Origin of the sequence: Haloarcula taiwanensis, from assembly GCA_002844335.1 — an archaeon.
GTDB lineage: Archaea > Halobacteriota > Halobacteria > Halobacteriales > Haloarculaceae > Haloarcula > Haloarcula taiwanensis.
In genome coordinates this window covers 837,861-864,696 of the sequence record CP019154.1, presented here as the reverse complement: position 1 = coordinate 864,696, position 26,836 = coordinate 837,861, and the positions used below count along the sequence as shown (strand labels likewise).

Genomic DNA, 26,836 nt, shown 5'->3' with positions numbered 1-26,836 from the left:
ACGACAGAAACCCGGCGACGGCGACGGCACGGCGTTTTTAAAAGGGCGTTTCAAGCGACGAAAACGTTCAGGCGGCTTTATGATGCTGCCGAAGCAGCGTTTCGTATGGAGATAGCCGAGCGCTCGCGAGCGCGGGTCCAAGAGCGCCTCGCCCGCCTCGAACAGGAGTTCGGCTCGACACCGGTGGACCAGACCACCTTTTCGGTGGGTGGGGAAGCGTACCAGCGTGCTGTCGAGCGCTCACGAGAGGGGCAGGTGGACGTCCACGCGTTCGTCCACAACGAGTCGGGTGACGTGTTGCTGAGGGACACTGACGGATCCTGGGAAGTCCCCAAGGGCCAGACACAGGGGGCCGAGCGGCCGGCGGCAGCGGTCAGGCGGGTCGTCACCGAAACCGCCGGCGTCGAGTGTACGGTTCGGGACGCGGTTCGGGCGACCATCTGCGGCGTGCGAAACGAGTCGGACTCGAACGCCGAGACGGTGTACCGACTCAGTATCGTGTTCGACGCCGAAATCAACGGTGCTGCGCTCAACGACGGCGATGGTACCGAGGCGGTCGACGAGACAGAAGCGTCGATTCGATGGGACGACGCCAGCGACGTCGCGGTCGCAGAACTGGTTTAGATAACGCCGGTGACCGTCGCCGCTTCTATCGCCGCTTCTTCGCTCATCCCGTCGCCGAGCACCGTGTAGCGGTCGCGTATCTGGTGGGCCGTCGTCAGCGCCTCGATGACCGTCTCGTCGTCGATGCCGAGTTCGTCCGCGGTCGTCGGCGCGCCGATGGCGGCCAGGGCGTCCCTGGCGTCTTTCCACTTCCCCTTCTGGCCGCTGTGGAGGTACTCGGTCATGATGGAGCCGACGCCGACCTGGTGGCCGTGGAGCGCACCGTCGGGGACGAGCCGGTCCAGCTGGTGGGAAAACAGGTGCTCTGCGCCGCTGGCCGGGCGCGAGGAGCCGGCGATGGACATGGCAACGCCGGAGGAGACGAGCGCCTTCACGACAATCCAGGACGACTCCTCTAGGCCCTTTTTTATCGAATCGGCGCTCTCGACGAGCATCTCGGCGGTCATCTGTGAGAGCGCGCCGGCGTACTCGGAGTAGGGGACGTTCTTGAGCCGGTGGGCGAGCTGCCAGTCCCGGACGGCGGTGTAGTTCGAAATGATATCGGCACAGCCGGCGGTGGTCAGCCGCCAGGGAGCCTCCGCCAGCACCTCTGTATCGGCGATGACGGCCAGTGGCGGTTCGGCGGCGACGCTGTGGCGCGTATCGCCCTCGGGGACTGAGCCGCGGCCGGAGACGATGCCGTCGTGACTCGCGGCCGTCGGGACCGAGACGAACCCCAGCCCGAGGTCGTCGGCCGCCATCTTCGTGATGTCGATGGCTTTCCCACCGCCGACCCCCAGCAGGAAGCCCGCGTCAATCTCCGACGCGTGGTCGATAACCTGCTGCACAGCGTCGAAACTGGCCTCCTCAATAACAATTTCCGAGGGGTCGTACCCCGCGTCCTCGAACTGTTCGACGACCCGCTTGCCAGCGACCTCGTGTGGCGTCGGACTGGAGACGACGAGCGGCCGGCCGGTCAGGTGAAGCTCGCTCACGGCCTCGATTGTCCGGCCGAGGACACCGTGCCCGACCACGACGTTCCGGGGCAGGCGAATCCAGGTACGTTTCTCGAACATGGTTGCCTGTCCCCGGGCACGCGTGAAAACAGTTTAGGTGCGTGGGATGTTCCGGCAAACGTTTTGACAACTATCACACACCAGCTTTCCGAAAACGATTATTAAGGTCGGGGTTTGGGTAGGGTTGTCATGGGAGTGGCACGACTGACGACGGCATGCGGGCGTCTCGACGGACATTTCTGAAGGCGACCGGGGTAGCCGGCGCGGCGGCCGCGACCGGCGCGGGTGTTGGCACCGCCGCGGCGCAACCGGACATCGGGTCGCTCGTCGACGACCTCACGCTGGGACAGAAGGCGGGCCAGATGACGCAGGTGGCGATTAGCTCCTTCGAGGCCTTCGACGCGCTGAAACGCGAACTCGACACGCTCGAAACAGCAGTCCAGACCCGGTACGAGGACGGCTCGCCCGGCGACCACTCTTTCGAGGTCAGCAAGTCCAGACCAACCATCATCAAGCGCCTGAAACGGCACATCGAGGCCGCCGACTGCGAGGTCGTGCTCCAGGTCCCGGCCGACCTGCTCCCCGACATCCGCGACACGCTCCGCCGTGCCCGCGAGCGTGGCATCCTCGTGCTCCTGACCCTGTCGGGCGACGATGCCCAGCTGGGACCACGACGAGACGAACGCGATAACGTTCACACAGGAGGCCGTCGCGGCGGTGCTCGTCGGGTCCTACCTGGGCAACTACTGGCCCATCGGCGAGGAGGTGCTGGTCTCGCGGCCCCCCTCGCTCCCGGCCCGGTACGACATGTTCCGCCCCGTCGTGTTCGCGACCACGCTCGCGCTCCGGGCCGGCGACGCTCTCGTCGCCGACCTCTACGCCCGGGCGACGGGGTCCGACGCCGATTTCAGGGTGATAACCGGCTTGATCGTCGATGTCCGGCAGAACCTCGCCGAGCCGCACGACAGCGACTTCGGCTTCGAGAACTCGCTGGTCGTCGACACCGGGCGCGAACGCATCACCGTCGGCGGCTACGGCGCGTTCCTGGAGGACTACGAGGTCAAGCACACGACGGCTGCGTCGAGCGTAGCGGTCACTCGGTCAGACGGTCGATGAGCGCAGTCTCCGTGTCCCGGTCAGGGCCGAACTCGCGGCCGGTTCGGTCGTTCTCCCGATGTTCAGCGACGGTCACGGCCAGTGCCGTCTCATGCGGCGTCGACGACCAGCCTATGTCGCGGAGCTTGGCCGTCGATAGCAGATGCGGCGAATCGCGGTACATAGGGAAGTCGTCTGGCTCCAGCCCCGCGGTCGCGAGTTCACGCTCGCCGACGCCGATTGTCTCAACGTCCGTCTCGTGTACGCCGGCGAGCAGGTCGACCCACTCACGGAGCGTCGGCGCGTGCTCGTCGCCGACGTTGTACGCCTCGCCGGCCGTCCCTCGTTCCGCGACGAGGCGGAGCGCACTTGCCACGTCCTCGACGTAGGCCATCTGCCAGAGACTGAGCCCGTCGCTCGGGACGACGATTCGGTCGTACTCGGCCACGCGGTCCACCCAGTAGGCGAACCGTTCGGTGTAGTCGTGGGGGCCGTACACCACGGTCGGCCGGACGCTCATCGCCCGCACGCCGTCGGCCGCGGCGGCGAATACCTCGCGGTCACCCTCGGCTTTCCGCGGGCCGTAAGTCTCGCGGCTGTCGGTCGTCGCCTGCGCGTCGGTACAGCCCGCGAGCGGCGTCTCGCCCTCCCGCTTGGGCGTCCGCTCGACGCCGTAGGCCGCGCCGCTGGAGACGTAGACGTACGCCTCGGCGTCGGCGAACACGTCGGTCGCTTCTCGCACGTCGCGCGGGAAGTACGCGACGCAGTCGACGACAGCGTCCGGGTCGACCCGCTCGCGTGCGGTTTCAAGTCTCTCCCGGTCGTTTCGATCGCCCTCGATGTGGGCGACGTCGGTGTCAGCGAACGGGTTCGGGTGCTGGCCGCGGGTGAGCATCGTCACGTCGTAGCCTGCGTTTCGGAACTCTGTGACTGTGTGCCGGCCGATGAACCGCCCACCGCCGATGACGAGGACACTGTCCATACACCGTGCTCGGACGGAATCCGCAAAACAGTGTGGCTCACCGTGGGCGTCTGCCGCGGGTCCGACAGTTGACGCCAAGTGTTTGGCTGGAGATACATCACGACCGATGCCCCGCTGAAGAACAGGGCGGGAGGGGCGGCCATGTATGGTTCAGGACGACATCTCGTAGCGCTCCTGTTGCGGATATTTTTGTATACCCAGACAGTAGCAGGCCCAGTGACAGATCAGTCCCGTGCTGTCTCTTCGGTGATTTCGGTTATCCTCCTCGTGGCGGTCACTGTCGTTCTCACAGCAGTGCTGTCAGCGGCGACGCTTGGCCTCGCAGAGAAGTTGGATGACACAGCGCCCGTGGTCGGCCAATCCGACGGTGCGTTTACCCCACAGGATGGGTTCGGCGGAGGCATCGTCCGTATCACACACGTTGCCGGGGATGTCATTCGTGTCTCGGAGATTGAAGTGGCTGTCAGTGCTGACTGTGGCGGCGACGGAACTGAAAAGCACGGGCGGTTAGTCAATCTCCCAGCGAAATCCGGCGATCGGCCACAGGGTGACAATATCGAGGGCGACGATATCTTCGACGAGAGCACTGGCTCGCTCACGGAACGCGGTGCCGATACTACCGGGGCACTGGTCACAGATGAGTTCCGCCCCGGAGACGTGATCGTTTTCCGGATCGCAGGCGGGGACTGTGACTTGCGGCCGGGCGACACAGTGACCGTCCGAGTTGTGCACACCCCGTCAAACGCGGTTATTATTCGACAGCAGTTAACGGCCTGATTCGGCAGGGACTCTGCACGGCCTGTCCCGATATCGCTACCATGCTGTGCACGGATGGTCGTCCTCTACGACAGGTGACACAGCGAAATAAAATACGAAACGAGGCGTACCCTCGCGTCTGCAGTCAGTTGCCGCCCGTCGCGTTCGTCACGTTTGTCGAGAACCCAGTATCGGCACTGGAAGTGTTTCCACCGCTGTGCCTGCCAGTCTGCAGGATGATCGGTGTCCCTTCGTCGTCAGTCGCCAGAATGACCTTATCCGAGTCGTCGATGCTCTGGACGTACTGCTGTTTCAGCACGACCGGATTGTCCCGCAGCGCCTCACCGCGGATTTCGATGACCCGGGCGTCGGCTTCGGCCCGAATCTCCTGTCGTTCCTTTTCGCGTTCGGCCTGTTGAATCTCGAATTTCTTCTCTTCGACGCGTTGCTTTGCAATTTCTTTGTCGTTGAGCGCCTGATCGTACGAGTCCGGGAGGTCGACGTCACGGACCTGCACCTCTTCGAGGACGAGCGCTTCGCCCTCGAACGCAGATTTAAGTTTCTGCTGTGCTGCCTCGCCAAGCCGCTCGCGGCCGCTGCTGGTGTATATCTCACTTGTCTGGATACCGGCAGCCTCGTCGCGGAGTTGCGACCGGACGGACGGTCGGATAAGTCGTTCTTCTGCCTGTTCGACGGTCCGCCACTGAATAACGAACCCTGACGCGTCTGCTTCGTCCACCTTGTACCGGACAGTGATGTCGATATCGACCGTCGTTCCGTTGATCGTCTGGACCGTCACGGCGTCGGATTGTGCCGCTCTGTCGCCTTCGCCCTCGGTGTTGGCCATGGTGTAGGTCCGTGGCCGGATCTCCACGTCCTGGACGGTGTCCTTGACAGGCACAATAATGTGTGCGCCCGGCTGGAGTTCAGCGCCGGTTACCGCACCGAACGATTTCTGGACGCCGACGTGGCCTTCGGGAACCTGGTGATAGCCGCCAAACAGCGCCGTTACGACGGCGAGGGCGACAACGACACTGGCGGCGATTCGGAGGCCGCGGCCGACGTCGACATCGATGTCCGACCCGGAATCGGGATCGGGACCGGGGATGTCACTCATGCTGTGCTCCGATGTGATACGGCGGGTGGTTGTACGGGGACCATGTCCAGCACTTTGGCCCGACAGCTATAGAGCCAGCGGTTGCGTGCCACGGCCTCACATCGCGGCTGCTGGAGCTCCTTCGAAACGCGATCACAAGAAAAGTAGCGATGGCGACTGCGTGGACGAAAGTGCCGACCGGCGGCGCTTCAGTCGTCGGTGGAGGCGATGAAGTCAGCCTCAGCGGCTTCAGCGCTCGGCGCGGCCTTGGCCGGCGGTTCGTTGCGCACGTCGTCTCGCTCACGGTCGCTGATGACCTCGGCGTAGGCGTCGGGCATCACCTTCGTGAAGTTCTCCAGTTCGGCGTCCCAGTCCTCAAGCAGTTCCGCCGCTCGGTCTGAGTCGGTGTAGGCGGCGTGGTTTTCGACGAGTCGGGTAATCATCTGGCGGTCCTTACCCTCCAGCGTGTCGGACAGGGACACCATACCGGTGTTTGCCTTCGTTTCGAACTCGCCGTTGGGGTCGTAAACGTAGGCGACGCCGCCGGACATGCCGGCCGCGAAGTTCTTGCCCGTCTCGCCCAGCACGACGATGGCACCGCCAGTCATGTACTCACAGCCGTGGTCGCCGACGCCCTCGACGACGCCTTTGACCCCGGAGTTGCGGACGGCGAAGCGCTCGCCGGCCATCCCGTTGACGTAGGCCTCGCCCTGGGTCGCGCCGTACAGCGCGACGTTGCCGATGACGATGTTCTCGGTCGGGTCGAAGGGAGCGTTGTCCGGCGTTTTCAGAACGAGCTTCCCGCCAGAGAGCCCCTTGCCGACGTAGTCGTTGGCCGTCCCGGTCAGCTCCATCGTCACGCCCTGTGCGAGGAACGCGCCGAAGGACTGGCCGGCCGTGCCGTCGAAGTCGACCCGGATGGTGTCGTCCGCGAGGCCGTCGCTTGCGTGCTCGCGGGAGATGCGGTTCGAGAGCGTCGCCCCGACCGCGCGGTCGACGTTGGTGATGTCGGCGTCGATGGCGACCGGGTCGCCCTGGTAGATGGCGTCCTCGGCGGCGTCGATGAGGTCCCAGTCGAGTTGCTCGTCGACCTCGTGGGTCTGCTCGCGTTGCTTGTAGCGGCCGTCGTTGTCGGCCGGCTCTGCGATGACAGACGAGAGGTCGAGCTTCTGGGCCTTCGGCTGGGACACGTCGTCGCGCTGTGCCAGCACGCCCGGCCGACCGATCATCTCGTCGATCGTCTCGAAGCCGAGTTCGGCCATGATCTCCCGGAGTTCCTGGGCCACGAACGTCATGTAGTTGATGACGTGCTGTGGCTCGCCGGGGAACCGCTCGCGGAGGTTCTCGTTCTGGGTGGCGATGCCGACTGGACAGGTGTTCTCGTGGCACTGCCGGGCCATCACGCAGCCGGAGGTGACCATCGAGGCGGTCCCGAAGGTGTACCCCTCGGCACCGAGCAGGGCGGCGACGGCCACGTCGCGGCCGGTCTTCATGCCGCCGTCGGTGGTCACCTTGATGCGCGAGCGCAGGCCGGTGGCCCGGAGCATCTGGTTGGCCTCCGAGACGCCGAGTTCCCACGGGAGGCCGGCGTTCTTGATGGAGGTCTTGGGCGACGCGCCGGTGCCGCCGTCGTGGCCCGAGATGTGGACCACGTCGGCGTTGGCCTTGGCGACGCCGGCCGCGATGGTCCCGATGCCGTCCTCGGAGACCAGTTTGACGTTGATGTCCGCCTCCGGGTTCGAGGCCTTGAGGTCGTGGATGAGCTGTTTCAGGTCTTCGATGGAGTAGATGTCGTGCAACGGCGGCGGCGAAATAAGGCCGACGCCCGGCGTCGCGTACCGGACGTGGGCGATCATCTCGTTGACCTTCTTGCCGGGCAGGTGGCCGCCCTCGCCGGGCTTCGAGCCCTGTGCCATCTTGATCTGGAGTTCGTCGGCCGACGCGAGGTAATCCGAGGTGACGCCGAAGCGACCGGAGGCGACCTGCTTGGTCGTACACTCCTTCTCGGTGTCGAACCGCTCGGGCGGCTCGCCGCCCTCGCCGGTGTTGGCGTTGGCCCCGAGCCGGTTCATTGCGATAGCGTTGTTCTCGTGCATCTCGGGCGACAGCGACCCGAGCGACATCGCCGCGGTCTCGAAGCGCTCGACGATGTCTTCGACCGGTTCCACGTCCTCGATGGGGATGGACTCGCGATCGGAATCGAACTCGAGCAGCCCACGCAGGGTCTGGAGCTCCTCGTTCTGGTCGTTAACCAGCTCGGCGAACTCCTTGTACGTGTCGTAGTCGCCCATCCGGACGGCCTGCTGAATCTTGCCGACCGTGTTGGGGTTCCACTGGTGGTGGATGCCGTTCGAGCGGAACTCGTACTCGCCCTGGCGGGGCATGTCGGGTTCCTCCTCGCTCCAGGCGACCTCGTGGCGCTGGGTGAGGTCGTCCTCGATTTCCTCGATGCCGATGCCCTCGGTCCGGCAGGTCGTCCCCTCGAAGTACTCGGCGACGAAGTCCGAAGAGAGGCCGACGGCCTCGAAGATCTGGGCACCCTGGTAGGACTCGACCGTGGAGATGCCCATCTTGGCCATCGTCTTCAGGAGGCCGTCCTCGACGGCGGTGATGTAGGCGTCGATGGCGTCGGGGAGGTCCGCGCCGTCCGGGCCGGCCACCAGGTCCTCGATGGTCTGGTAGGCTAGGTAGGGGTTGACGGCACCGGCCCCGTAGCCGATGAGCGTCGCAAAGTGGTGGACGGCTCGCGGGTCGCCGGACTCGACGACGAGCCCGACGTGGTTGCGGAGGCCGTTGCGGACGAGGTGGTGGTGGACGCCACCGACTGCCAGCAGGCTCGGTATCGGCACGCGGTCCTCGTCCGCGCCACGGTCGGAGAGCACGAGGACGTCGTGCTCCTTGGCGGCGGCGTCGGCCTCGGCCCGCACGTCCTCGACGGCCTGGCGGAGGTCACCGCCCTTCTCGTAGGTGATGTCGATGACCTTCGTGGACATGCCGTTTTCGTCCAGGTCCTTGATGCACGCCGTCTCCTCGTCGGTGAGGATCGGCGAGTCCAGGACAAGCTGGCGGGCGTGGTCCTGGCTCTCGTCGAGGATGTTTCGCTGATGGCCCAGGCGAGACTCCAGTGAGGTGACGAGTTCCTCGCGGATGTAGTCAAGCGGCGGATTCGTCACCTGGGCGAACAGCTGCTTGAAGTAGGTGAAAAGCGGGCGGTTGAACTGCGACAGCACCGATAGCGGCGTGTCATCGCCCATGGAGCCGACGGGGTCTTTGCCCTTCTCGGCCATCGGCTCGATGAGGTGGTCGACCTCGTCGTAGGTGTAGCCGTACATCGCCTGGTGGCTCCGGAGCGCGTCCGATGGATTCCGGGGCGCGTTGTCCTCGCGGTCGGCCACGTCGTCGATGTCGACCTGCTCCTGGGCGACCCACTCGCCGTACTTGTCGTCGGTGATGTCGTCGAAGACTTCCGCGTCGGGGATGACCCGTCCCTCCTCGGGGTCGGCGAGGAAGCACTGGCCCGGCTGGAGGCGGCCGCGCTCTTGAATCTCGCTGGCGTCGTGTTCCAGCGCGCCGGCTTCCGAGGACATCACGAGCGTATTGTCCTCAAGTACGTCGTAACGGCAGGGGCGGAGGCCGTTCCGGTCTAGCACCGCACCGATACGGTCGCCGTCGGTCGCGGCGACGAGCGCCGGGCCGTCCCACGGCTCGACCAGCGAGGCGTGGTAGTCGTAGAAGTCGCGCCGGTCGCCGGTCACGTCGTTCATCTCGCCGCGCCAAGCTTCGGGGATGAGCATCCGCAGAGCGTGGGGGAGGTCGCGGCCGCCCTGAAGCAGGAGTTCGAGCGCGTTGTCGACGCTCGCGGTGTCTGACTGCTCGGGGTCGTCGATGATGGGCTTGATCTTCTCTAAGTCGCCCTCGAACTCGTCGCTCTGGATGTCAGTCTCCCGAGCGCGCATCCAGTTGATGTTCCCCTGAATCGTGTTGAACTCGCCGTTGTGGATGACGCGCCGATACGGGTGCGCGAGATGCCACGCGCCCAGCGTGTTCGTCGAGAACCGGGCGTGGACCATCGCAAACGTCGACTGCATCCGCTCGTCTTCGAGGTCAGGGTAATAGTCTTCGAGCTGTTCGGCCTTGAGCAGGCCCTTGTAGACGACGACGTCGGTGGCGAGGGAGACGACGTAGAACCGCTCGTGGCCCGCCGGTTTCTCTTCCTCGACAGTGTTTTCGAGCGCCCGGCGGCCGACGTACAGCTGGTTCTCGAAGGCGTCGCCGGTCTTGCCCGTCGCGGAGGTGACGAAGAACTGGACGATGTCCGGCTCGGATTCAAGCGCCGTCGCGCCGAGGTCGCTGTTGTCCGTGGGAACGTCGCGCCAGTCAATGACATCGAGACCCTCAGCGGCGAGTTCCGTCTCAACGAGGTCTTTCAGACTGTCGGCGACTTCGTCGTCCTGCGGGAGAAAGAGCGTGCCAACGGCGTACTCGCCAGCGGGCGGCAGGTCGGCGTCGACTTCGGCAGTGAAAAACTCGTGTGGAATCTGGAGCATGATGCCCGCCCCGTCGCCCGTATCTTGCTCGGCCCCTGTTGTCCCTCGATGTTCGAGGTTGTCGAGGAGTTCGAGTCCGTCCGATACAACCCAGTGGTCGCTGTCGCCGTCGAGGTCCATGACGACCCCGACACCACAGTTCGACCGTTCGTCCGTGGGATCTGCAAGCCCGGCGTCGCCTGCAGAGAGACCTGTCTGTCGCTCAACCATGTGTTTCACGACTGGGGATGCCACTATAAGAGGGTAATCCTAATGGTATTAGTGTTGTTTAACCCCACATTAGGGAGTATATATTCATCATGATTGTTTGAACTGTATCATCATTTATAAACCGTTGTCCGATGGCTGCCGGTTTACACGGTGTTCAACCGAGCACGGGTGCAGATGACTGCTCGATGCCCGAAACGTATGCCGTCATGTCAGTTGTCGTCAACATTCCGACGACACCTTCCGCCTCGTCGACGACCGGGAGATGGTGGACAGTATGGTCCAGCATCAGACTTGCGGCCGCCTCGACGGAGTCGTTTGCTGTTACTGTAACCAGGTCCGTCGTCATGTAGTCAGATACGGCTAGCCCCGTCGTATCGCCGCCCTCCGCGGCGATCTCGACGAAGTCTGTGGAGGTGAGAGTCCCCCGCAACTCTCCGTCAGCGTCGACGACAACAACAGAACTGATGCTCTCGTCGAGCATCCGCTTGGCGACCGCTTTCGCGTTCGCATCGGCGGCAACAGTGGTGACAGGCGATGACATAATCCGTCCGACAAACACGTCTTCCATGCCAGTCGATAACATGGGACTTGATATAACCGTGTTGGTTCCGGATATCTGTCGATTCCACCACCTGAGGAATATATAAGGTCTTAATATGCTCGGTCACTGCGATGAATCCGCCGTTCAAGAAGTTGCCAGCTATCTCCGATTGCCCGTGCCGACTGCTCGACCATCACGGGGCTGTCGAGGTCCCGTCGCCGTCGCAAGCGGTTGGCTGAATCGTAGTTCCCACGACGGTATCTGTTCGCCGTTTGGCGTTTGTATGACCCTAGTCTGACGGCGATTTATATACATAGGGCCAGCAGTGGTCATCGGGGGCACGGAGGAAAATGTCACACGCTCCCCGACCCCATCCTTCCTTCATACTACTGGCTGTGCCGTCATGAAGAGACGTGCCACCTCTCGGTAGCAACATATTTCACGGGCACACAGCCGGCAGTATCGGTGGGCCGGCAGTTATCTATGCAAGCTCTTCGTATATGAATTAAACCATGTCTGGTCATGGCCCCAGCGTCGCCATCGCCTGTCAGGGCGGCGGCAGCCACAGTGCGTTTACCGCCGGTGCGCTGCAACGACTCCTGCCAGCGGTCGACACCGAGTACAATCTCGTGGGATTGAGTGGCACCTCCGGCGGTGCTCTGTGTGCGGTCACGGCCTGGTACGGCCTGCTCAGTGAAGGCCCCGGCCATGCCGGGGAGCTACTCGAGGATGTCTGGTGTGATGTCGCCGCAACAACACCGCCCTCATTCCTGCTGAACGAATCTCTCGTGTGGCACAAGCGACTGCAGAACCGGATGCTCCCCGCGGCCGATATCTCGCCCTACGCGACGCCTGGCGCGGTCGGCCACGACTGGTACCTGTCACTGCTGACCGCCACATCGCGTTCGACGAGTTCGACAACCTCACCGACGAGGCACCGCCACACGTAACCATCGGCACGGTCACCGTCAACAGCGGCGTGTTCGAGACGTTCACCGATGCTACCGTCACGTCGAAGGCAGTGCTTGCCTCGGCCGCGTTCCCGCTGCTGTACGAGGCTGTCGAGCTGAACGGCCACTGGCACTGGTACGGTCTGTTCTCACAGAACCCACCGATACGGGAGTTCCTGACCAGCAACCGACCGAAACCGGACGAGATATCGGTCATCCAGATCGAGCCACAGACCCGCGACGACCGTCCGGCATCGCTGGCAGAGATCACCGACCGTCGGCAGGAACTAGCCGGGAATCTCTCGCTGAATCAGGAGCTGTTCTTCGTCCAGAAAGTCAACGACTGGATCGAACAGGAGTATCTCCCGGAGGCTTTCAAACACGTGGAATACGTCGACTGGTGCTTGATACGAAGCTGACAGCAGCCTCGAAACGCGACCGCGACCCTCGGTTCATCGAGGCCGTCATGGAAACGGGCCGAGCCGAGGCCGACGCGTTTCTGGATCGGTTGCCGAAATAAGCAGCCGAACCGCCTAGTCAGTAACTCTTGGCAAAGTACGCTGTCTCCTCGGCCTCCTCGCCGCAGATAGCGCAGTCGTCGTGAATCGGCTCCTCGTCGCGGTCCAGCGGGACCATCACGATTTCGGCCGCGATAGCGTCCTTGATGGGCTCCTCGCAGTCCTCGTCGCCACACCAGCCACACTTGACGTAGCCGCCGTGCTGGCCGATGGTGCCGAGGATCTCCTCGCGGGACTCGGCCTCGCGAATCTCGCCCTCCAGCGTCTCCTCGGCGTCGGCGTAGAGCTTCGCGTGGACGGTGTCGAGGTGCTCCTCGACCGTCTCGGCGATGTCCTCGCGGTCGACAGTCGCGTTCTCGCCGTCGGGTCGGTGGACGAGCGTCGCCTCGCCGTCCTCGACCTCGTGGGGGCCGATTTCGACCCGGAGCGGGACGCCGTGGAGTTCGTGCTCGTTGTACTTGAAGCCGGGATTTCGGTGTTCGCGGTCGTCCAGTTCGACGCGGACGCCGGCCTCGTCGAGTTCTGCGGCGAGGTCCGCGGCGTAGTCGACGACCTCGTCCTTGTTGTCCTCCTGCCAGATGGGGACGACGACGACCTGGTCGGGGGCGAGCGCGGGCGGGAGCACGAGCCCCTGGTCGTCGGAGTGGGTCATGATGAGCGCGCCCATCGCGCGCCAGGACAGTCCCCAGGAGGTGGTGTGGGCGGTGTTCTCCTCCTCGTCGGCGTCGGCGTAGGTGATGTCGAAGGCCTCGCCGAAGGAGGTCCCGAGGTAGTGGGAGGTGGCCGCCTGCACGGTCTTGCCGTCGGGCATCAGCGTCTCGATGGTCGTCGTCGTGTGCGCCCCGGGGAACTTGTCGTGGGGCGGCTTGCGGCCCTTCAGCGGCGGCATCGCCATGACCTCCTCGTAGAGGCGGGCGTACTGGTCCAGCCGGGTCATCGTCTCCTCCCACGCGCCGTCCTCGTCGGCGTGGGCGGTGTGGCCCTCTTGCCAGAGGAACTCCTTGGTGCGGAAGAACGGCTTGGTCTCGGTGGCCTCCCACCGGACGACCGAACACCACTGGTTCAGCCGCATCGGGAGGTCTCGGTGCGAGCGGGTCCACTGCGCCATGAACGGCGCGATGATAGACTCGCTGGTAGGCCGGACAGCGAGACGCTCTTCGAGTTCGTCGTGGCCGCCGTGGGTCACCCACGCGACCTCGGGGTCGAACCCCTCGACCACGTCCTTCTCTTTCTCCAGATAGCTCTCAGGGATGAAAAGCGGGAAATATGCGTTCTGGACGCCGGTGTCTTTGAACCAGCCGTCGAGGTTGTTCTGGATACGCTCCCAGATAGCGTAGCCGCGTGGACGCGTGACAATGAACCCGCCCATGGGGGCGTAGTCCGCGAGGCCTGCCTTCTGGACGACCTCGGCGTACCACTCGCCGGGTGAATGCTCCTTGCTCTCGGTGATACCGAGTTCCTGCTCGCCACTCATTAGGTGTGTCCTGGCCCAGGGCGCTAATAAACTCCCCGAAGGGTGGTGAGCCGCTGGCACACCGACCGGAGCGGGTCCGCACCGTGCCGTGTGCCAGCGAGGGTTCAATCCCGCACCGACTGGACTGTGAGTTCGTCGCCCGACTCCGGCTGGCCAAAGGCCGCCGCCGCGGAGCCGCCGCGCAGGAACAGCTCCTGATACGGGTCGCCACCGCCGGCCGACCCCGGGACGATAGCGAGGGACCCCTCCGGAACGTCCGACACGGCCTCTCTGACGACGACCTCACGGGACTCGCCGTTGAGTTCGACGACGACCGTGTCGCTTCCCGGGTCAAACACCGAGGTCCGAATCGAGGTCTTGACGTTCCCGTAGCCGTCGACGTGACAGACTACGGACTCGGGCGGGGCCGGCACGTCCGCAAGCGACCGCTCCGCGCCCAGCGACGAGCGGTCCCCGTTGGCTATCTCGGCGACGCGACGCGGGAACAGGTCTCGCGATCGGAACTGGCCGGTGTCGGCCGGCAGTTCGACCTCGCGGACGGTCGTGGCGTGGTCGGCGACAAACGAGAGGTTGTAGCCGGCGTCGACGGCAACGACAGGAACGCCGTTGTCCAGTTCGAGATAGCACAGTGGGCCGCCGGTATCGGCCCGTTCTGGCGTTGATTCCGTCGTTCGCGGTGCCGTGTTCGAGTAAATCAGCAGGTCGTCGAAGGCGGGGTTGTGGACACCGAGCTGCGCGATCCAGAAGCCGGTGGCGACCGTCGAAAACGGCTGTACCTCGCTCGACTGGACAGTCATCGTCGGGTCGGCGGCGGTGAGGCGGTGGACGACCTCCGAGAAGGCCGGGTCGGCCGGGCCGTAGTCCGCAATGAGATGAACGAACGTGCTCATGTGAAGCTCCGGTCGCTACCACGTCGGTGCGCCTGTAGAGTCTTGTGCCCTGTCAACACCAGCCGAGGGGTGGCGGCGGACACAGGAGTTCAGGCCCCGATTGTCGTCAGCGAGGCGATAGAGTCGGCGACGCGGCGCTCCATCCCCGTCCCGGCGAACCCCGGCGCGGGGTCGACGGCCTGTGCGTAGACTTTCGACTCGCCCTCGACGAACTCGACGCTGAGTGCGCGCGCGCCGAAGCGGTCCAGCAGCTCCCGGACCCGGGCCGCGAGCGTCACCTCGACGGTCTCCTCGCTGACGACGCGGTCCAGCCCGGTGACCTCCGACCGGACCCGAATCGCCCGCAGGTGCGTCTCGCGGCCGTCGTCGACGGCGAAGTACTTGTACTCGACCGGTTCCTCCCGAACACAGGCCTGATAGAAATCGCCCTCGTCGCTGTCCGCTGGCACACCGTCCCACGAGTACCGAGTCCGGGCAGTGTAGTCACAGTCCGGCTTCTCGAACCAGACGGCCGGGACCCGACAGCCGACCTGCTCCAGTCCGTGCAGGGCAACGAGCCGACAGGCGAGCGCCGTCGTCGGCAGGAAGCCGTTCCACGTCTCGGTACCGGTTCTGTCAGCGTACCACAGTGCGCTGAACGACTCGGGCCGAAGCGTCGTGTTGACAAGCGCAGCCAGGTCGTCGATATCGGCTTTGGCCACCGGATTTCCGGGGCGGAGAAACTGGACATCGAACCCCCGAGCGGAGAGCCGCTCTGCGACGGCACCGAACACCGGGTGTTCAGGCTCGCAGATGAAGCCGATGCAGTCCATACCGCCACATCTCAGCGGTCCGATAAAAAAGTCGCGCAAAACCGAACGACTGAGGCGTCGTGGCTCCGAAGTGGATATCTGATGCAACTGCTCAGTACTTGGGGCCACCTCGGCACCGGGAGCGGGGACATCGCCGCCGTCGTTGTCCTCTCTGCTGTGGCCGGAGCAGTCCTGTGTGGGCTCGCCCTGGCCGCGTACCGACAGCGCGGGACGCGTGCGTATCTGTTGATTTCGCTCGCGCTCACCGCGCTGTTTGCCCGCCCGCTCGTCGCGTTGCTGTCGGGGTTCTCGCTGGTCTCGGGACCGACACACCACTTCCTCGAACACGTGCTCGATACCCTCTTCGTCGCCCTCGTCCTCGGTGCAGTGTACTACGCGCGAACAGTCGAGAAGCGCCTCGACGAGGAGGGGTTATGAACGATACCAGAGCGCGGATTTACCAGCATATCAAGTCCAATCCAGGTGTCCACTTCCGAGAGCTAACGCGGGCGCTGGACCTCGCAACAGGACAGGTACAGTACCATCTGGCTCGGCTCGACCGCGTACACAGCGAGTCGGTCAACGGACGGACACACTACTACACGACGTCGTTCGACCCCTGGGAACGCCACGCCATCGCCTTCTTCCAGCGGGAGACGGCGAGAGATATTCTCGTCGCGCTCATGGAGTGCGAAACCGCTCGCCCCGAGGAGGTGGCTGACCACCTCGACATCGCGCGGAGTACGCTCGAACACCATCTCAGCAGCCTGACCGAGCACGATATCGTCGAGAAGCGCCGGAGCGAGGGACGAGTGACGCTGGCGCTCTGCCGGCCGGACTCGACTGTCGAACTGCTCGCGGCGGTCGACCCCACGGCCTCGGACCGCCTGTCGGACCGCTTCACCCGGTTACTCGACCGCCTCTTCGAGGGCGGCTAGCTCAACTGCCCGGACAGGGGTGCTTTCGAGTCCCGTACCACAATCCAATTGGACAAGCAGGCCATAGAGTGGGTGATGACTGAACGCGGGATTTCCCGACGCGAGTTCGCCAAGAGCGCCGTCGCCATCGGCGGCACCGCGGCGCTGGCCGCCTGTCTCGACCGCGGGTCAGGGACGATACCCGAGGGAACCGACGACCCCGCGTCGCTTCCGGACCGCCAGCACGCATGGGACGCGTCGCTGGCGACCGACGACGCGGGGAACCGTCGGCTGTCGCGACACCACGTCCTCTTGCTACTGGACTACACTGAGGACGGGATACCGTCGGATAGCGACCGCGAGCAGGTCGAAGCGGCGCTTCGGGACCTCGAGCGGGCCTACGAATGGAGCAACGAAGGGTTGCTGTTCACGCTCGGGTACAGCCCGGCCTACTTCGACCGCTTCGATGCCGACGTGGCTGGCGTCGACCTGCCAGAGCCTATGGCGCTCGCCCCCTTCGAAGACCCCGAACTCGACACGCCCGACGCGCTCCTGCATCTCGCCAGTGACGACGAGCGAGTCGTCATCGAGGCCGAGGAGGCGCTGAAAGGCAACCGCGACAGCGCCAACGACCAGGACATGAGCGCGACCTTCGAGGGCGTCTTCCGTGAGGCGGAGCGCCGCACGGGGTTCGTCGGGGCTGGCCTGCCCGCCGAGAATCAGGACGTCGACGGGATTCCGGACTCCGAACCGGTCCCCGACGAGGCTCCGCTGTTCATGGGGTTCAAGTCCGGGTTCAAGGAAAACCAGGCCTCCGAGGACCGAGTGACGGTCGATTCGGGACCGTTCGCCGGCGGTGCGACACAGCACCTCTCGAAGATCCGGCTGCAACTCCAGCAGTGGTACGAACAGGATTCCCGGGGCCAGCGCGTCTCGAAGATGTTCTGTCCGGCCCACGCCGCCGAGGACAAGGTCGAAGGCGTCGGCGAGAACCTCGGCACCGACAACGGTGCCGGCGAGTGTCCCGACGACGTGGTCGACAGCGGCCGTCGGAAGGGCGTCGTCGGTCACGCACAGAAGATGTCCCGCGTCAGAGAGGACGGGACACCGACCATTCTCCGCCGGGACTTCGATTCGACCGACGGCGGCGAAGCGGGACTGCACTTCCTCTCGCTGCAGCGCTCTATCGCCGACTTCGTCGCCACGAAACAGGCGATGAACGGAACGGACGTCGCTAACGAGTCCGCCGTCGGTCAGCAGGTGAACAACGGCATTCTCCAGTACATGACAGTCACGCGGCGCGGGAACTACCTGCTCCCGCCGCGGTCGCTACGGTCCCTGCCGCCAGCGAACCCGGACGCGTGAGCGGGAGGCGGAGCCACACAGTCCGGCTTTCGGCCGCCGTACCAGAACGGTCTTTCAGATGAGGACCGAAAGGCGGTTCATGAATCGCCGACAGTTCCTCGCCAGTACCGGCCTCGCCGGCACGACGGTCCTGGCGGGGTGTGGTTCGCTGAGTTCCCAGTCGACACGCGCCCCACCGCTGGTCGAAAACCGACCCGATGCCACGTACCGCCCTACCCACGCCGAGGGGATGGGAATGGCCGGGATGGCACAGGCGGGTGAGTACATGGTCGGACTGAGCTACTCTTTTCCTCACCGCTTCTGGACGGTCACCGGGACGACGGCCGAAAAGGTCACCATCCGGAGCGAAGACAGCATCCACCTGATGGCGACCGTCTGGGACCCCGAGACCGAGATGGTCCTCCCGGTTTCGGCCGGGCTCTCGATTACCATCGAGCGTGGCGGCGAGACGGTTGCCGACAAATCCCCGTGGCCGATGATCTCCCAGAACATGGGCTTTCACTACGGCGACAACTACGCGCTCGACGGCGACGGCGTCTATCAACTCTCGGTCCGCGTCAACGGCATGAACGAGCGGAGGCTCGGAGCCTTCGACGGCCGATTCGACGAGGCCGGCGAGGCAACAGTCGAATTCGACTTCGCACAGAGCACCCGCGACCAACTCTCCTTCGAGGAGTTCCCGGACACACAGGGCGAACGCGCGGCGGTCGACCTGATGAACATGGACATGATGCCGACCTCGCAGGTCCCCGAAGTGTCGGCCTTGCCCGGGACGGTCCTCGGGACGGACAAGGGGAGCGACGGCGTCTACGCCGTCATGTGGCTGCAGGACGCCGCGTTCCTCACCGAAGGGCAGTCGTATCTCGCCGTGTCCGCCCGGACGCCGTACAACCGCGTTCCCCTGCCGATGATGTCTCTCGACGGAACCGTAGAGGCCGACGGCGACACGGTGTTCGAGGACGCGCTGACCGCCGCGGTCCACCCCGACCTCGGGTACCACTACGGCGCGGTCGTCGAGACGACAGTGGAGGAACCGTCCGTCGGCGTCGACGTCGTCGCCCCGCCGCAGGTGTCCCGTCACGAGGGGTACGAGACGGCGTTCCTGACAACGCCGTCGTTCTCATTTTCGGGTGCCTGACCACAATCAGTCAATCCATTCGACGTAGTCTTGGCAGTCGTCGCATTCCGTGCGGGTCGCCCATCCGTCACCGCGGTCGTGGTCCGACGGTGCCACCTTGATTACGGTAACGTTCACCGAGCCACACCTCGGGCACTGTCCAGGGATTTTGGAGTTAGACATCAGAGGCTATTATCTGTTTGAGATATAATTCTCAGCTATCACTAAGATAGTTTCCCTCAGTCAATCTCAGTAGCGTGCGGCGCAAATGACGGCAATACCTGATGGGGACACACGCAACAAGGCCGACCTCATTCGACACCGAACGGACTCTCGGCCTGTTGCCACGGCCAGCCCGGGACTCGCGTCTGGACCCCGGCCGCGAGCGCGGCATCGAGATCGTCAGCGCCTGCGGTCGCTGTATCGGCTCCGTGGGTTCGCACGTCCGCGACGTGGAAGGTCGCTTCCGCGAGCAGTCGGAGCGGCTGCTCGCCGGCAATCATCGCCGCTAACTCGCGGCCAAGGAGTTCGTCGATAACAAAGCCCGGGTAATCGCCTGTAACGTCCAGTGTTCGGAGCAAACGGACCAGCGCGGCGACGTTGACCGCCCGGTCGCCGTCGGCGAACACCTCGTCAATGGCGGCCGTGTAAGCGTCGTCTGTGAGCATATCAACGTCGACGCCGAACTGCGAACCCAGGTGGGCCCGCGTGTCGTTTATCAGCGGGACGACATCGCTGGCCCGGTCCTGCACCCGCTTGTACTCCTCGTCGACGGTTTCAGGTGTCAGTCGCATGTCGGCATCTGACGTGGAGGCCGCTTACCGCTTGTGGGCGCGCGCAACGGCGACTGTGGGACAGGTCCGACCTCCGTATTGCGAAGGCTTTTATAACACGAGGGGAATACTGAGAAATAGAGGACGGTTTTCCGGACATCTCTCCACGTCCGGAGGCAACTCACCGATAACTGATGACTTTATTAGAGAGCGTACATCCCGCGGCACCAGGTCGGCCCGCGCCAGCCGTGGACGGCCCCGCTACCGGGATGACTCCCCGTTTTGAGCTATGAGCACTGTAGACAAGCAACTCGAAGACGTGAAAGCAACGATCGACGAGGAAGTCCCGCGCCGTATCTCCGTCTCGGATGTCACGTACGAGGGACCGGAACTCGTCATATACACGCGGGACCCGAAGGAGTTCGCCGCGAACAGCGACCTCGTTCGCCGGCTCGCGTCGAAACTCCGCAAACGCATCACAGTTCGCCCGGACCCGGACGTTCTGGCCCCGCCAGCCGAGGCCGAGGCGGCGATTCGGGAACTTATCCCCGAGGAGGCCGGCGTCATGGACCTGAATTTCCACGCTGATACCGGCGAAGTCGTCATTCAGGCACAGAAGCCCGGCGTCGTCATCGGCCGGCGCGGCGCGACCCTGCGTGAGATCACACAGGAGGTCGGGTGGACGCCCGAAGTCGTTCGAACGCCACCAATCGAGTCCTCGACGGTCGAGAACGTCCGGAACTTCCTCAAGCAAGAGCGCGAAGACCGTCGTGACATCCTCGAACGCGTCGGCCGGCAGATCCACCGCGAGCCGATGTCCGACGACGAGTACGTCCGCATCACGACGCTTGGCTGCTGTCGTGAAGTCGGCCGCACCGCGTTTATCCTCTCGACGCCGGATACGCGAATCCTCATCGACTGCGGGAACAAGCCCGGCGCGAACGGCGAGCAGCCGTATCTGGACATCCCGGAGGCGTTCGGGGCCGGGACCAACGGTATCGACGCCGTTGTCCTGACCCACGCGCATTTGGACCACTCCGCGCTGGTCCCCTTGCTGTTCGAGTACGGCTACGACGGGCCCATCTACTGTACCGAGCCGACGCGGGACCTCATGGGACTGCTGACGCTCGACTACCTCGACACCGCCGCGGACGACGGCCGGACCCCGCCGTACGACTCCGAGATGGTCCGCGAGGCGATCAAACACACAATCCCACTGGAGTACGGCGACGTGACCGACATCGCGCCCGATATCAAGCTGACGCTGCACAACGCCGGCCACATCCTCGGCTCGTCGGTGTGTCACTTCCACGTCGGCGACGGCCTGTACAACGTCGCCTTCTCCGGTGACATCCACTACGACGACACGCGCCTGTTCGACGGCGCTGTCAACGATTTCCCGCGAGTGGAGACGCTCGTGCTGGAGTCGACCTACGGCGGCCGCAACGACTACCAAACCGACCAGGAGGACTCGGAGCGAAAGCTCAAGCAGATTATCCAGAACGCCTACGACCGTGGTGGGAAGGTCCTCATTCCGACCTTCGCTGCGGGGCGGTCGCAGGAACTCATGCTCGTCCTCGAAGAGGCAATGCGGAACGGCGACATCCCCGAGATGCCGGTCCATCTCGACGGGATGATCTGGGAGGCGACAGCCGTTCACACGACCTACCCCGAGTATCTCCGCGACGGCCTGCAGGACCGCATCTTCGACGAAGACGAGAACCCGTTTCTGGCAGACCAGTTCAACCCGATCGACGGCGGCGACGAGGAACGGGCTGAAATCGCTGACGGCGATTCCTGTATCATACTCTCTACGTCCGGGATGCTCACCGGCGGCCCGGTCATGTCCTGGCTCGAACAGCTCGGCCCCGACCCGGATTCGGCGCTTACCTTCGTCGACTACCAGGCACAGGGGACGCTCGGCAACCGAGTCCAGCGCGGTGTCGACGAGGTGCCCGTCGGTCGCAGCGGGCGCAGCGAAACGGTCCCGCTGGAGATGACCGTCGAGACGGTCGACGGCTTCTCCGGCCACGCCGACCGCCAGGGGCTAGAGAACTTCGTGAAGACGATGAACCCTCGGCCCGAGAAAATCCTCTGTGTCCACGGCGACGAATCGGCGACACAGGACCTCTCCTCGTCGCTGTACCACGACCAGAACATTCGGACCTTCGCGCCGGAGAACCTCGAAACGTTCCGCTTCCGCTGAGCCAGTTGCTGTTCCCGGTTCATTCTCACTCCCCGATAGCCAGACGAACCTCTATACGGCAGGCGGGTGAACCACCGCGTATGGACATCACCCAGTATCTCGACGAACTCGAACCGGTCGGGATGGTGCTCATCGGACTCGTGCTGTTTATCATCCCGGAGCCTGCGACGTCGACACTCGGAATCGGCCTGATGGTGCTCGGTGGAGCATGGTGGTTCTACGAGTGGAACCGCTGAGATAACTCGGAGCAGTCCTCATGAATCACGACCGAATTCACGCCCAGGAACCGTCACACCACCGCGACCGCTGGACGGTCGGCACAATTGCCGAGCTAGCGGAGCGAGACGGCCACTGTGTCGTCACCGTCGAAAACGAGTCCGGCGAGCCAACTGAACTCGTCGTTACCATGGCCGTTCGCGACCTGTTTATCAGTCGGCTGGACATCGGTGACAACGAGAGCCCGGTCGGCGAGCGTGTCTGGTTCCGGAAGCGTGGCGGGTCGTAGCCAGCCGCTAACCCATTCGGTCCGGCTTTGACCGCCGCTACGACAGGTCGACGGTCCGGTCGGCCCAGCGCCGGAGCCGGTTGAGGGCGTCCCGCTCGGCCCGCGAGACCGGGTCGTCGACGCCCAGTTCGTCGCTGTCGAAGGCGTTGAGGACGGCGGCGTCCGCCCCGTCGCAGTACGCGGTGAGCCGGTCGACCGCAGCGGCCTCGTGCTGGAACGGAATCGTCGCGTCGTTGACGAACACTGCCCGCGGGTTGGCCGGGAGCGCATCCATCTGTCGCCTGGCACGCCGGGCGTTCTCCCGGGCGAGCGCGACCGCCCCGTCGGCCGTCTCGCTTTCGGCTCTGGGGGCGCTGGCGTCGATGCGGCCGACCCAGACCGACTCCGGCACGGTGGTGAATCGGTCGAGGCGGCCGCCGAGGACGGTCCCGTCGCGTTGGAGTTCGGGCGCAAAATCGAGAACGACGACGCCGTCGGACCCCTCACGGTCGAGCCAGGTGTCGAGGGCGCTGGCGGTCGTCCGCGTCTTGCCGGCGTTCGACGGGCCGACGACCAGCGTCGACCCCGAGAGCGGGATCTCGACGCCGGTCACGCGAGGAGTTCCTCCCGCAGGAACTTCCCGCCGAGGCCGGCCATGGCGAGGCCGAGCGCGACGGCGAAGGCCAGCACGAACCCGGACAGCGGGCCGACGCCGCCCCCGAGCTGTTCGACGACGAAGTTCCCGGCGAGCCCGCCCGAGACCGCGAGCAGGGCCAGCCCGCCGACGTTGGCGAGCGTCGAGTTCGGTTCCGGGACCGCGTCGGAGTTGAGGAGATAGAGGACGACGGCGATTACGAAGGGCGTGCCGACGGTCCCGAGCGCGAGCACGAGGACGAGTTGGCCCAGCACGTTCCCGCCGATGAACGCCCCCGGCGCGGACAGCAACGCGACGGCGACCAGCAGTCCGCGGTAGCGGCTGTCCTCGATGGTGGTGCCCCAGCCGAGCTTGTCGGCCAGCAGGAACGGCGGGACGATGGTGTTGCCGCCGAGGGTCGACACGGCAGCGCCCCACAGACCGAGCAGGAACAGCCAGCGGGCGCTGTCGCCGACCAGCGGGCCCAGCGCCTGCGCAGCGCCGACCGTCGTGAGGTCGCCGGAGGTCAGCACGCTCGCGGTCACCAGGAAGATGGCGAGGCTGTAGACGCCGAAGGCCACGAACATCGACGCCCCCACGTCGACCGTCGCGATGTCGTAGTCGTCGCGAGTCCAGCCCCGCGCCCGCATCGTGTAGGAGTGCATCGTGATGAGCGTGATGTGGACCGCACCGCCGAGGATGCCGGCCGCGACCAGCGCGCTCCCGGAGGGGACGGACGGTATCAGTCCGGTCACCGCCGCGCCGGCGTCGATGGGCACGACGAACAGACTGGCGACGAACGCGACAACAACAAGCAGGACGAGGACTTTCGCGCCCAGTTCCAGAAAGCGGTAGCCGCCGCCGGCCAGCCCCACGGCGAGCAGTAGCGCCCAGACGACGCCCCAGACCCGCGCATCGATACCGGTCACCGTCGCCGAGACCGTGGCGACGGTCTTCATAATGACCAACTGTGCCACGCCGGCGGCAAGTACTGCGTCGCCGACAAGCAGCCACGCCCACGTTTCACCGAGGTGGTCCTCGACGACGCCGACGATGCCCCGCTCGGTCAGCAGTCCCAGCCGCATGGCGAGATACTGGGCCAGCGCCCCCGCCCCGGCGGAGAGGACGACGACCCAGAGGAGGCTGTAGCCGAACGCGCCGCCCGCGGTGACGAGGCTGGCTATCGTCGCCGGACCAGCGGCAATTGCCCCCGCGATCCAAGACGGCCCCATCGCCTCGACGTAGTCACCAATCGTGCCCTTGCTCACGGCCGAATTATCGACGGTCTCGGTCGAACTCATACCTCCGGCTTGGGTGAGGCCACCTGAAAACTCTGCCGACATATCTTTCGGTGGTATTCTGCAGTAATCCGGTCGCTGTATGGCGATTATTCGAGACTGGTGTTAATCGAGAGACACACCGGCCGCTCGGCGGAGGCAATGTCGAAAGCGGGACCGGCCGGTCAGAGGTCGACGGCTCCGAGGTCCGATTCCAGTTCCTCGACGTGGTCGTTGTACGCGTCGACAAAATCCGCGAACTGTGGGGCATATTCGCGGATGTCGGCTGCCGAGGGGGGCTCGTACTGCGAGAGGAGATAGAGCCCGCTGCTCCCGCCGACCCGGAGATACGACGCCCCGTCGGTGTCCCACTTCAGTTCCCAGCGCGTGCCCCCGATGCGGCTGGTGAAGGTCCCGTAGTCGCCGCCCTCGTAGCGCTGGAGTTCCCGCGCGATCTGGTCACAGATTTCACGGATTCGGCCGAGGACACGGTCCCGCTCGGCCACGACGCCGTCGGTCGTTGCGATGTCCGGGAACTCTGTCGACACATCATCGAGTACGCCGTCGAGCGACGCGACGTAGTCGTTGAACCCCGCCACGAAGGCGTCGTAGTCTGCGAGCGCGTCAGCCAGCGGCTCCGGCTCCGGTGGCTGTTTGGTCGAGATGACGTACGTGTCCGAGCCCCGCGAGGGCGAGAATCGGAGATACTCCAGGTCGCCGCCCTCGTATTTTACGGTCCACTCGCCGCGGTCGGTCTCGATATCCGCCTGTCCGTAGTCGCCGCCCTCCAGCCGGGCGAGCTGGTAGGCGACCTGTCCGGCGTGGTCGCGGACCGCCGCGACCAGTTCGTCACGCTGCTGTGCAACGGCCGTTGCGTCGGCGGGGTCCGCCGGTGGCCACTCAGTCACAGTAGACGGGAGCGCGGGGACGGCAATAACAGGCTCGGTCGGCTACTCGGACTCCAGTAGCGCGTCGTCGCCGTGGCGTTCTCGGAGCCTCTCGAAGTACTCGCGTTGCTCGTCGATATTCGGCGTCGACTCGGCGTACACGTCGGCGAAGAGGTCCGTCGGGTCCGCGGCGTGGGCCTCGGCGTTGTCGATAATCTCGCCGAGGCGCTCGTCGATGGTGTCGTCCATCACGTCGAGTTTCCTGTCGTCCAGTAGACTGCAGTTCCGGAGAAACGCTTCCATGCGGTCCAGCGGGTCGCGTTCGCGCCACTGCTCGACCTCCGCCTCGTCCCGGTACACGTCCGGGTCGTCGGCGGTCGTGTGCGCACCGAAGCGGTACTGGACGGCTTCGACGAAGATGGGCTCCTGCTCCCCGCCGTCGGCTCCCACAGCCCGCTCTCTGGCGGCTTCGGTGACGGTGTAGGTCGCAAGGGGGTCCATGCCGTCGACCTGCACGCCGTCGAAGCCGTAGGCGTCGGCTTTCTGCGCGAGCGTCTCGCTGGCGGTCTGGCGCTCCCGCGGCACGGAGATGGCCCACTGGTTGTTGTTACAGAAGAACACCGTCGGCGTCTCGAACACGCCCGCGAAGTTCATCGCCTCGTGGAAGTCTCCCTCGCTGGTGGCCCCGTCGCCGAAGTGGACGACGCCCGCTCGCTCGTCGCCATTTTTTCTCGCCGCCCACGACCACCCGACGGCGTGGGGCAGATGCGCGCCGATGGAGATGTTCAGCGGGAACACGTTCACGTCGCCGAGAGCGGCGTTACCCGCTTCGTGACCCATCCAGTAGAGAACGTACTCCCAGGGGAGCCCACGGGCGACGAGCGCGCCGTGTTCCCGGTACTGGTAGAAGATGGTGTCCTCGTCGGCCAGCGCGTACGTCGACCCGACCTGTGCCCCCTCTTGGCCCGCCAGCGATGAGTAGGTGCCGAGCCGACCCTGTCGCTGGAGGCTTATCATCCGCTCGTCGAACCGGCGGGCAAAGCGCATATCGCGGTACATCGACACCAGTTCCTCATCAGACAGGTCCGGGATGAGGTCCGGGTCGACGATCTCACCCTCTGAATCGAGCGCCTGTATACGGTCGTCAGGCGCTCGGTTGAGAACGTCCTGTGTCATTTCGTATTCTACCCTCGGAGAGGACCGTCAAAAAGCTGTGTTCGGCTCTGGTCAGTCAAGCCACTCCAGCACGCACCGACAATCTGGCCCGAGTATTCATGCCATTTCCGCCCAACATAGCCATGATGCTCGGCAAAGAGGGTCCGGAGGCAGACAGTGAGAGGGGGACACTCTGGCGAGAACACCACCTGTCGCCTACGCATGCGGTGCTCTGGACAGTCATCCTCGTCGCAACAGTCGGTGACGTCCTCCTGACGATGACCGGCCTCACGGTCGGCCTGCAGGAGGGCAACGTCGTCGTCAGCACGATGCTTGCGGAGTTCGGGCTGGCGGGCCTCTGGGTCGTGAAGTTCGGGGCGATGCTGTGGCTGGTCGCCGGGTGGCGACTGCTCTCCGAGCGCAACGCGACGGTCTTTCTCGCCCTGTTCGCAGTAGTGACGCTCGCGGTCGTCGCCTACAACTCAATCGCCATCCTGCAGTACCGCGGGATAATAACGGCCGCTGCAGGTATTTGAACGTCTGAGACCTTAG

The 26,836-nt window shown here is 64.8% G+C and carries 22 protein-coding genes and 2 pseudogenes; 11 read left to right on the top strand and 13 right to left on the bottom strand.

Going from position 1 to position 26,836, the window contains the following annotated elements; translation table 11 throughout:
* The first annotated feature begins 105 nt into the window (after window positions 1-105).
* Window positions 106-624, top strand: coding sequence for a hypothetical protein (locus tag BVU17_04520; protein AUG46816.1), 519 nt, complete (start codon window positions 106-108; stop codon window positions 622-624).
* Here BVU17_04520 and BVU17_04515 read toward each other — a convergent pair.
* Window positions 621-1,679 carry an NAD(P)-dependent glycerol-1-phosphate dehydrogenase gene (locus BVU17_04515; GenBank protein AUG46815.1) on the bottom strand — a complete coding sequence of 353 codons (1,059 nt, stop codon included), beginning with the start codon at window positions 1,677-1,679 and terminating at the stop codon, window positions 621-623. The genes BVU17_04520 and BVU17_04515 overlap by 4 nt on opposite strands.
* Window positions 1,680-1,834: 155 nt before the next feature.
* On the opposite strand from BVU17_04515, the pseudogene BVU17_04510 reads away from it, so the two are divergent.
* Window positions 1,835-2,735 (top strand): annotated as a pseudogene (locus BVU17_04510) (transcriptional regulator).
* On the opposite strand, the gene BVU17_04505 reads toward BVU17_04510, so the two are convergent.
* Window positions 2,713-3,696: an epimerase gene (locus BVU17_04505; GenBank protein AUG46814.1), complete on the bottom strand. Its 984-nt coding sequence runs from the start codon at window positions 3,694-3,696 to the stop codon at window positions 2,713-2,715. The pseudogene BVU17_04510 and the gene BVU17_04505 sit on opposite strands and share 23 nt — an antisense overlap.
* Window positions 3,697-3,942: 246 nt before the next feature.
* Here BVU17_04505 and BVU17_04500 point away from each other — a divergent pair, with 246 nt between their 5' ends.
* On the top strand, window positions 3,943-4,473 hold the full coding sequence (locus BVU17_04500) for a type IV pilin (GenBank protein AUG48836.1): 531 nt from the start codon (window positions 3,943-3,945) through the stop codon (window positions 4,471-4,473).
* A gap of 124 nt (window positions 4,474-4,597) precedes the next feature.
* Here BVU17_04500 and BVU17_04495 read toward each other — a convergent pair whose 3' ends face one another.
* From BVU17_04495 to BVU17_04485, 3 genes are all read right to left on the bottom strand, one after another.
* Complete coding sequence (locus BVU17_04495) at window positions 4,598-5,569, bottom strand: membrane protease subunit, stomatin/prohibitin (GenBank protein AUG46813.1); 972 nt, start codon at window positions 5,567-5,569, stop codon at window positions 4,598-4,600.
* Between the two features lie 188 nt (window positions 5,570-5,757).
* Window positions 5,758-10,305 (bottom strand): glutamate synthase large subunit, encoded by a 4,548-nt coding sequence (locus BVU17_04490; GenBank protein AUG46812.1) that lies wholly within the window; start codon window positions 10,303-10,305, stop codon window positions 5,758-5,760.
* Window positions 10,306-10,459: 154 nt separating this feature from the next.
* Entirely contained in the window at window positions 10,460-10,873 is a 414-nt protein-coding gene (locus BVU17_04485) for a histidine kinase (GenBank protein AUG46811.1), read from the bottom strand.
* Window positions 10,874-11,358: 485 nt separating this feature from the next.
* Between BVU17_04485 and BVU17_04480 the strand changes: the two are divergent.
* Window positions 11,359-12,316: pseudogene (locus tag BVU17_04480) on the top strand (patatin).
* 17 nt (window positions 12,317-12,333) lie between these two features.
* On the opposite strand, the gene BVU17_04475 reads toward BVU17_04480, so the two are convergent.
* The 3 genes from BVU17_04475 to BVU17_04465 all read right to left on the bottom strand — a co-directional run bounded on the left by BVU17_04475 (window position 12,334) and on the right by BVU17_04465 (window position 15,490).
* Entirely contained in the window at window positions 12,334-13,788 is a 1,455-nt protein-coding gene (locus tag BVU17_04475) for a proline--tRNA ligase (GenBank protein ID AUG46810.1), read from the bottom strand.
* Window positions 13,789-13,892: 104 nt separating this feature from the next.
* On the bottom strand, window positions 13,893-14,678 hold the full coding sequence (locus tag BVU17_04470) for a hypothetical protein (GenBank protein AUG46809.1): 786 nt from the start codon (window positions 14,676-14,678) through the stop codon (window positions 13,893-13,895).
* Window positions 14,679-14,767: 89 nt separating this feature from the next.
* Window positions 14,768-15,490, bottom strand: a complete 723-nt coding sequence (locus BVU17_04465; GenBank protein ID AUG46808.1) for a hypothetical protein — start codon at window positions 15,488-15,490, stop codon at window positions 14,768-14,770.
* 81 nt (window positions 15,491-15,571) lie between these two features.
* Here BVU17_04465 and BVU17_04460 point away from each other — a divergent pair, with 81 nt between their 5' ends.
* From BVU17_04460 to BVU17_04445, 4 genes are all read left to right on the top strand, one after another.
* Window positions 15,572-15,907, top strand: a complete 336-nt coding sequence (locus BVU17_04460) for a hypothetical protein (GenBank protein AUG46807.1) — start codon at window positions 15,572-15,574, stop codon at window positions 15,905-15,907.
* Window positions 15,904-16,407, top strand: coding sequence for an ArsR family transcriptional regulator (locus BVU17_04455; protein ID AUG46806.1), 504 nt, complete (start codon window positions 15,904-15,906; stop codon window positions 16,405-16,407). Before BVU17_04460 ends, BVU17_04455 begins: the two co-directional genes overlap by 4 nt.
* Window positions 16,408-16,482: 75 nt before the next feature.
* Window positions 16,483-17,751, top strand: a complete 1,269-nt coding sequence (locus BVU17_04450; protein ID AUG46805.1) for a Tat pathway signal protein — start codon at window positions 16,483-16,485, stop codon at window positions 17,749-17,751.
* Between the two features lie 79 nt (window positions 17,752-17,830).
* A complete protein-coding gene (locus BVU17_04445; GenBank protein AUG46804.1) occupies window positions 17,831-18,889 on the top strand; it encodes a hypothetical protein in 1,059 nt (352 codons plus the stop codon).
* A 290-nt stretch (window positions 18,890-19,179) separates the two neighbouring features.
* Here the strand turns inward: BVU17_04445 and BVU17_04440 are convergent, their stop codons facing one another.
* Window positions 19,180-19,662, bottom strand: coding sequence for a hypothetical protein (locus tag BVU17_04440; GenBank protein AUG46803.1), 483 nt, complete (start codon window positions 19,660-19,662; stop codon window positions 19,180-19,182).
* A gap of 268 nt (window positions 19,663-19,930) precedes the next feature.
* Here BVU17_04440 and BVU17_04435 point away from each other — a divergent pair, with 268 nt between their 5' ends.
* The gene (locus BVU17_04435; protein ID AUG46802.1) at window positions 19,931-21,847 is read left to right on the top strand and encodes a hypothetical protein; all 1,917 of its coding nucleotides are present in this window, start codon (window positions 19,931-19,933) and stop codon (window positions 21,845-21,847) included.
* Between the two features lie 256 nt (window positions 21,848-22,103).
* Window positions 22,104-22,352: a hypothetical protein gene (locus tag BVU17_04430; GenBank protein AUG46801.1), complete on the top strand. Its 249-nt coding sequence runs from the start codon at window positions 22,104-22,106 to the stop codon at window positions 22,350-22,352.
* Between the two features lie 37 nt (window positions 22,353-22,389).
* Here BVU17_04430 and BVU17_04425 read toward each other — a convergent pair whose 3' ends face one another.
* The 4 genes from BVU17_04425 to BVU17_04410 form a co-directional block, all read right to left on the bottom strand.
* The gene (locus BVU17_04425; protein ID AUG46800.1) at window positions 22,390-22,944 is read right to left on the bottom strand and encodes a hypothetical protein; all 555 of its coding nucleotides are present in this window, start codon (window positions 22,942-22,944) and stop codon (window positions 22,390-22,392) included.
* The gene (locus BVU17_04420; protein AUG46799.1) at window positions 22,941-24,266 is read right to left on the bottom strand and encodes an Mn2+/Fe2 transporter; all 1,326 of its coding nucleotides are present in this window, start codon (window positions 24,264-24,266) and stop codon (window positions 22,941-22,943) included. The genes BVU17_04425 and BVU17_04420 overlap by 4 nt, the downstream gene beginning before the upstream one ends.
* Window positions 24,267-24,427: 161 nt before the next feature.
* The gene (locus BVU17_04415) at window positions 24,428-25,150 is read right to left on the bottom strand and encodes a hypothetical protein (GenBank protein ID AUG46798.1); all 723 of its coding nucleotides are present in this window, start codon (window positions 25,148-25,150) and stop codon (window positions 24,428-24,430) included.
* Between the two features lie 42 nt (window positions 25,151-25,192).
* A complete protein-coding gene (locus BVU17_04410) occupies window positions 25,193-26,305 on the bottom strand; it encodes a pyruvate dehydrogenase (acetyl-transferring) E1 component subunit alpha (GenBank protein AUG46797.1) in 1,113 nt (370 codons plus the stop codon).
* 122 nt (window positions 26,306-26,427) lie between these two features.
* On the opposite strand from BVU17_04410, the gene BVU17_04405 reads away from it, so the two are divergent.
* Window positions 26,428-26,820: a hypothetical protein gene (locus BVU17_04405; GenBank protein AUG46796.1), complete on the top strand. Its 393-nt coding sequence runs from the start codon at window positions 26,428-26,430 to the stop codon at window positions 26,818-26,820.
* The last annotated feature ends 16 nt before the right edge of the window (window positions 26,821-26,836 follow it).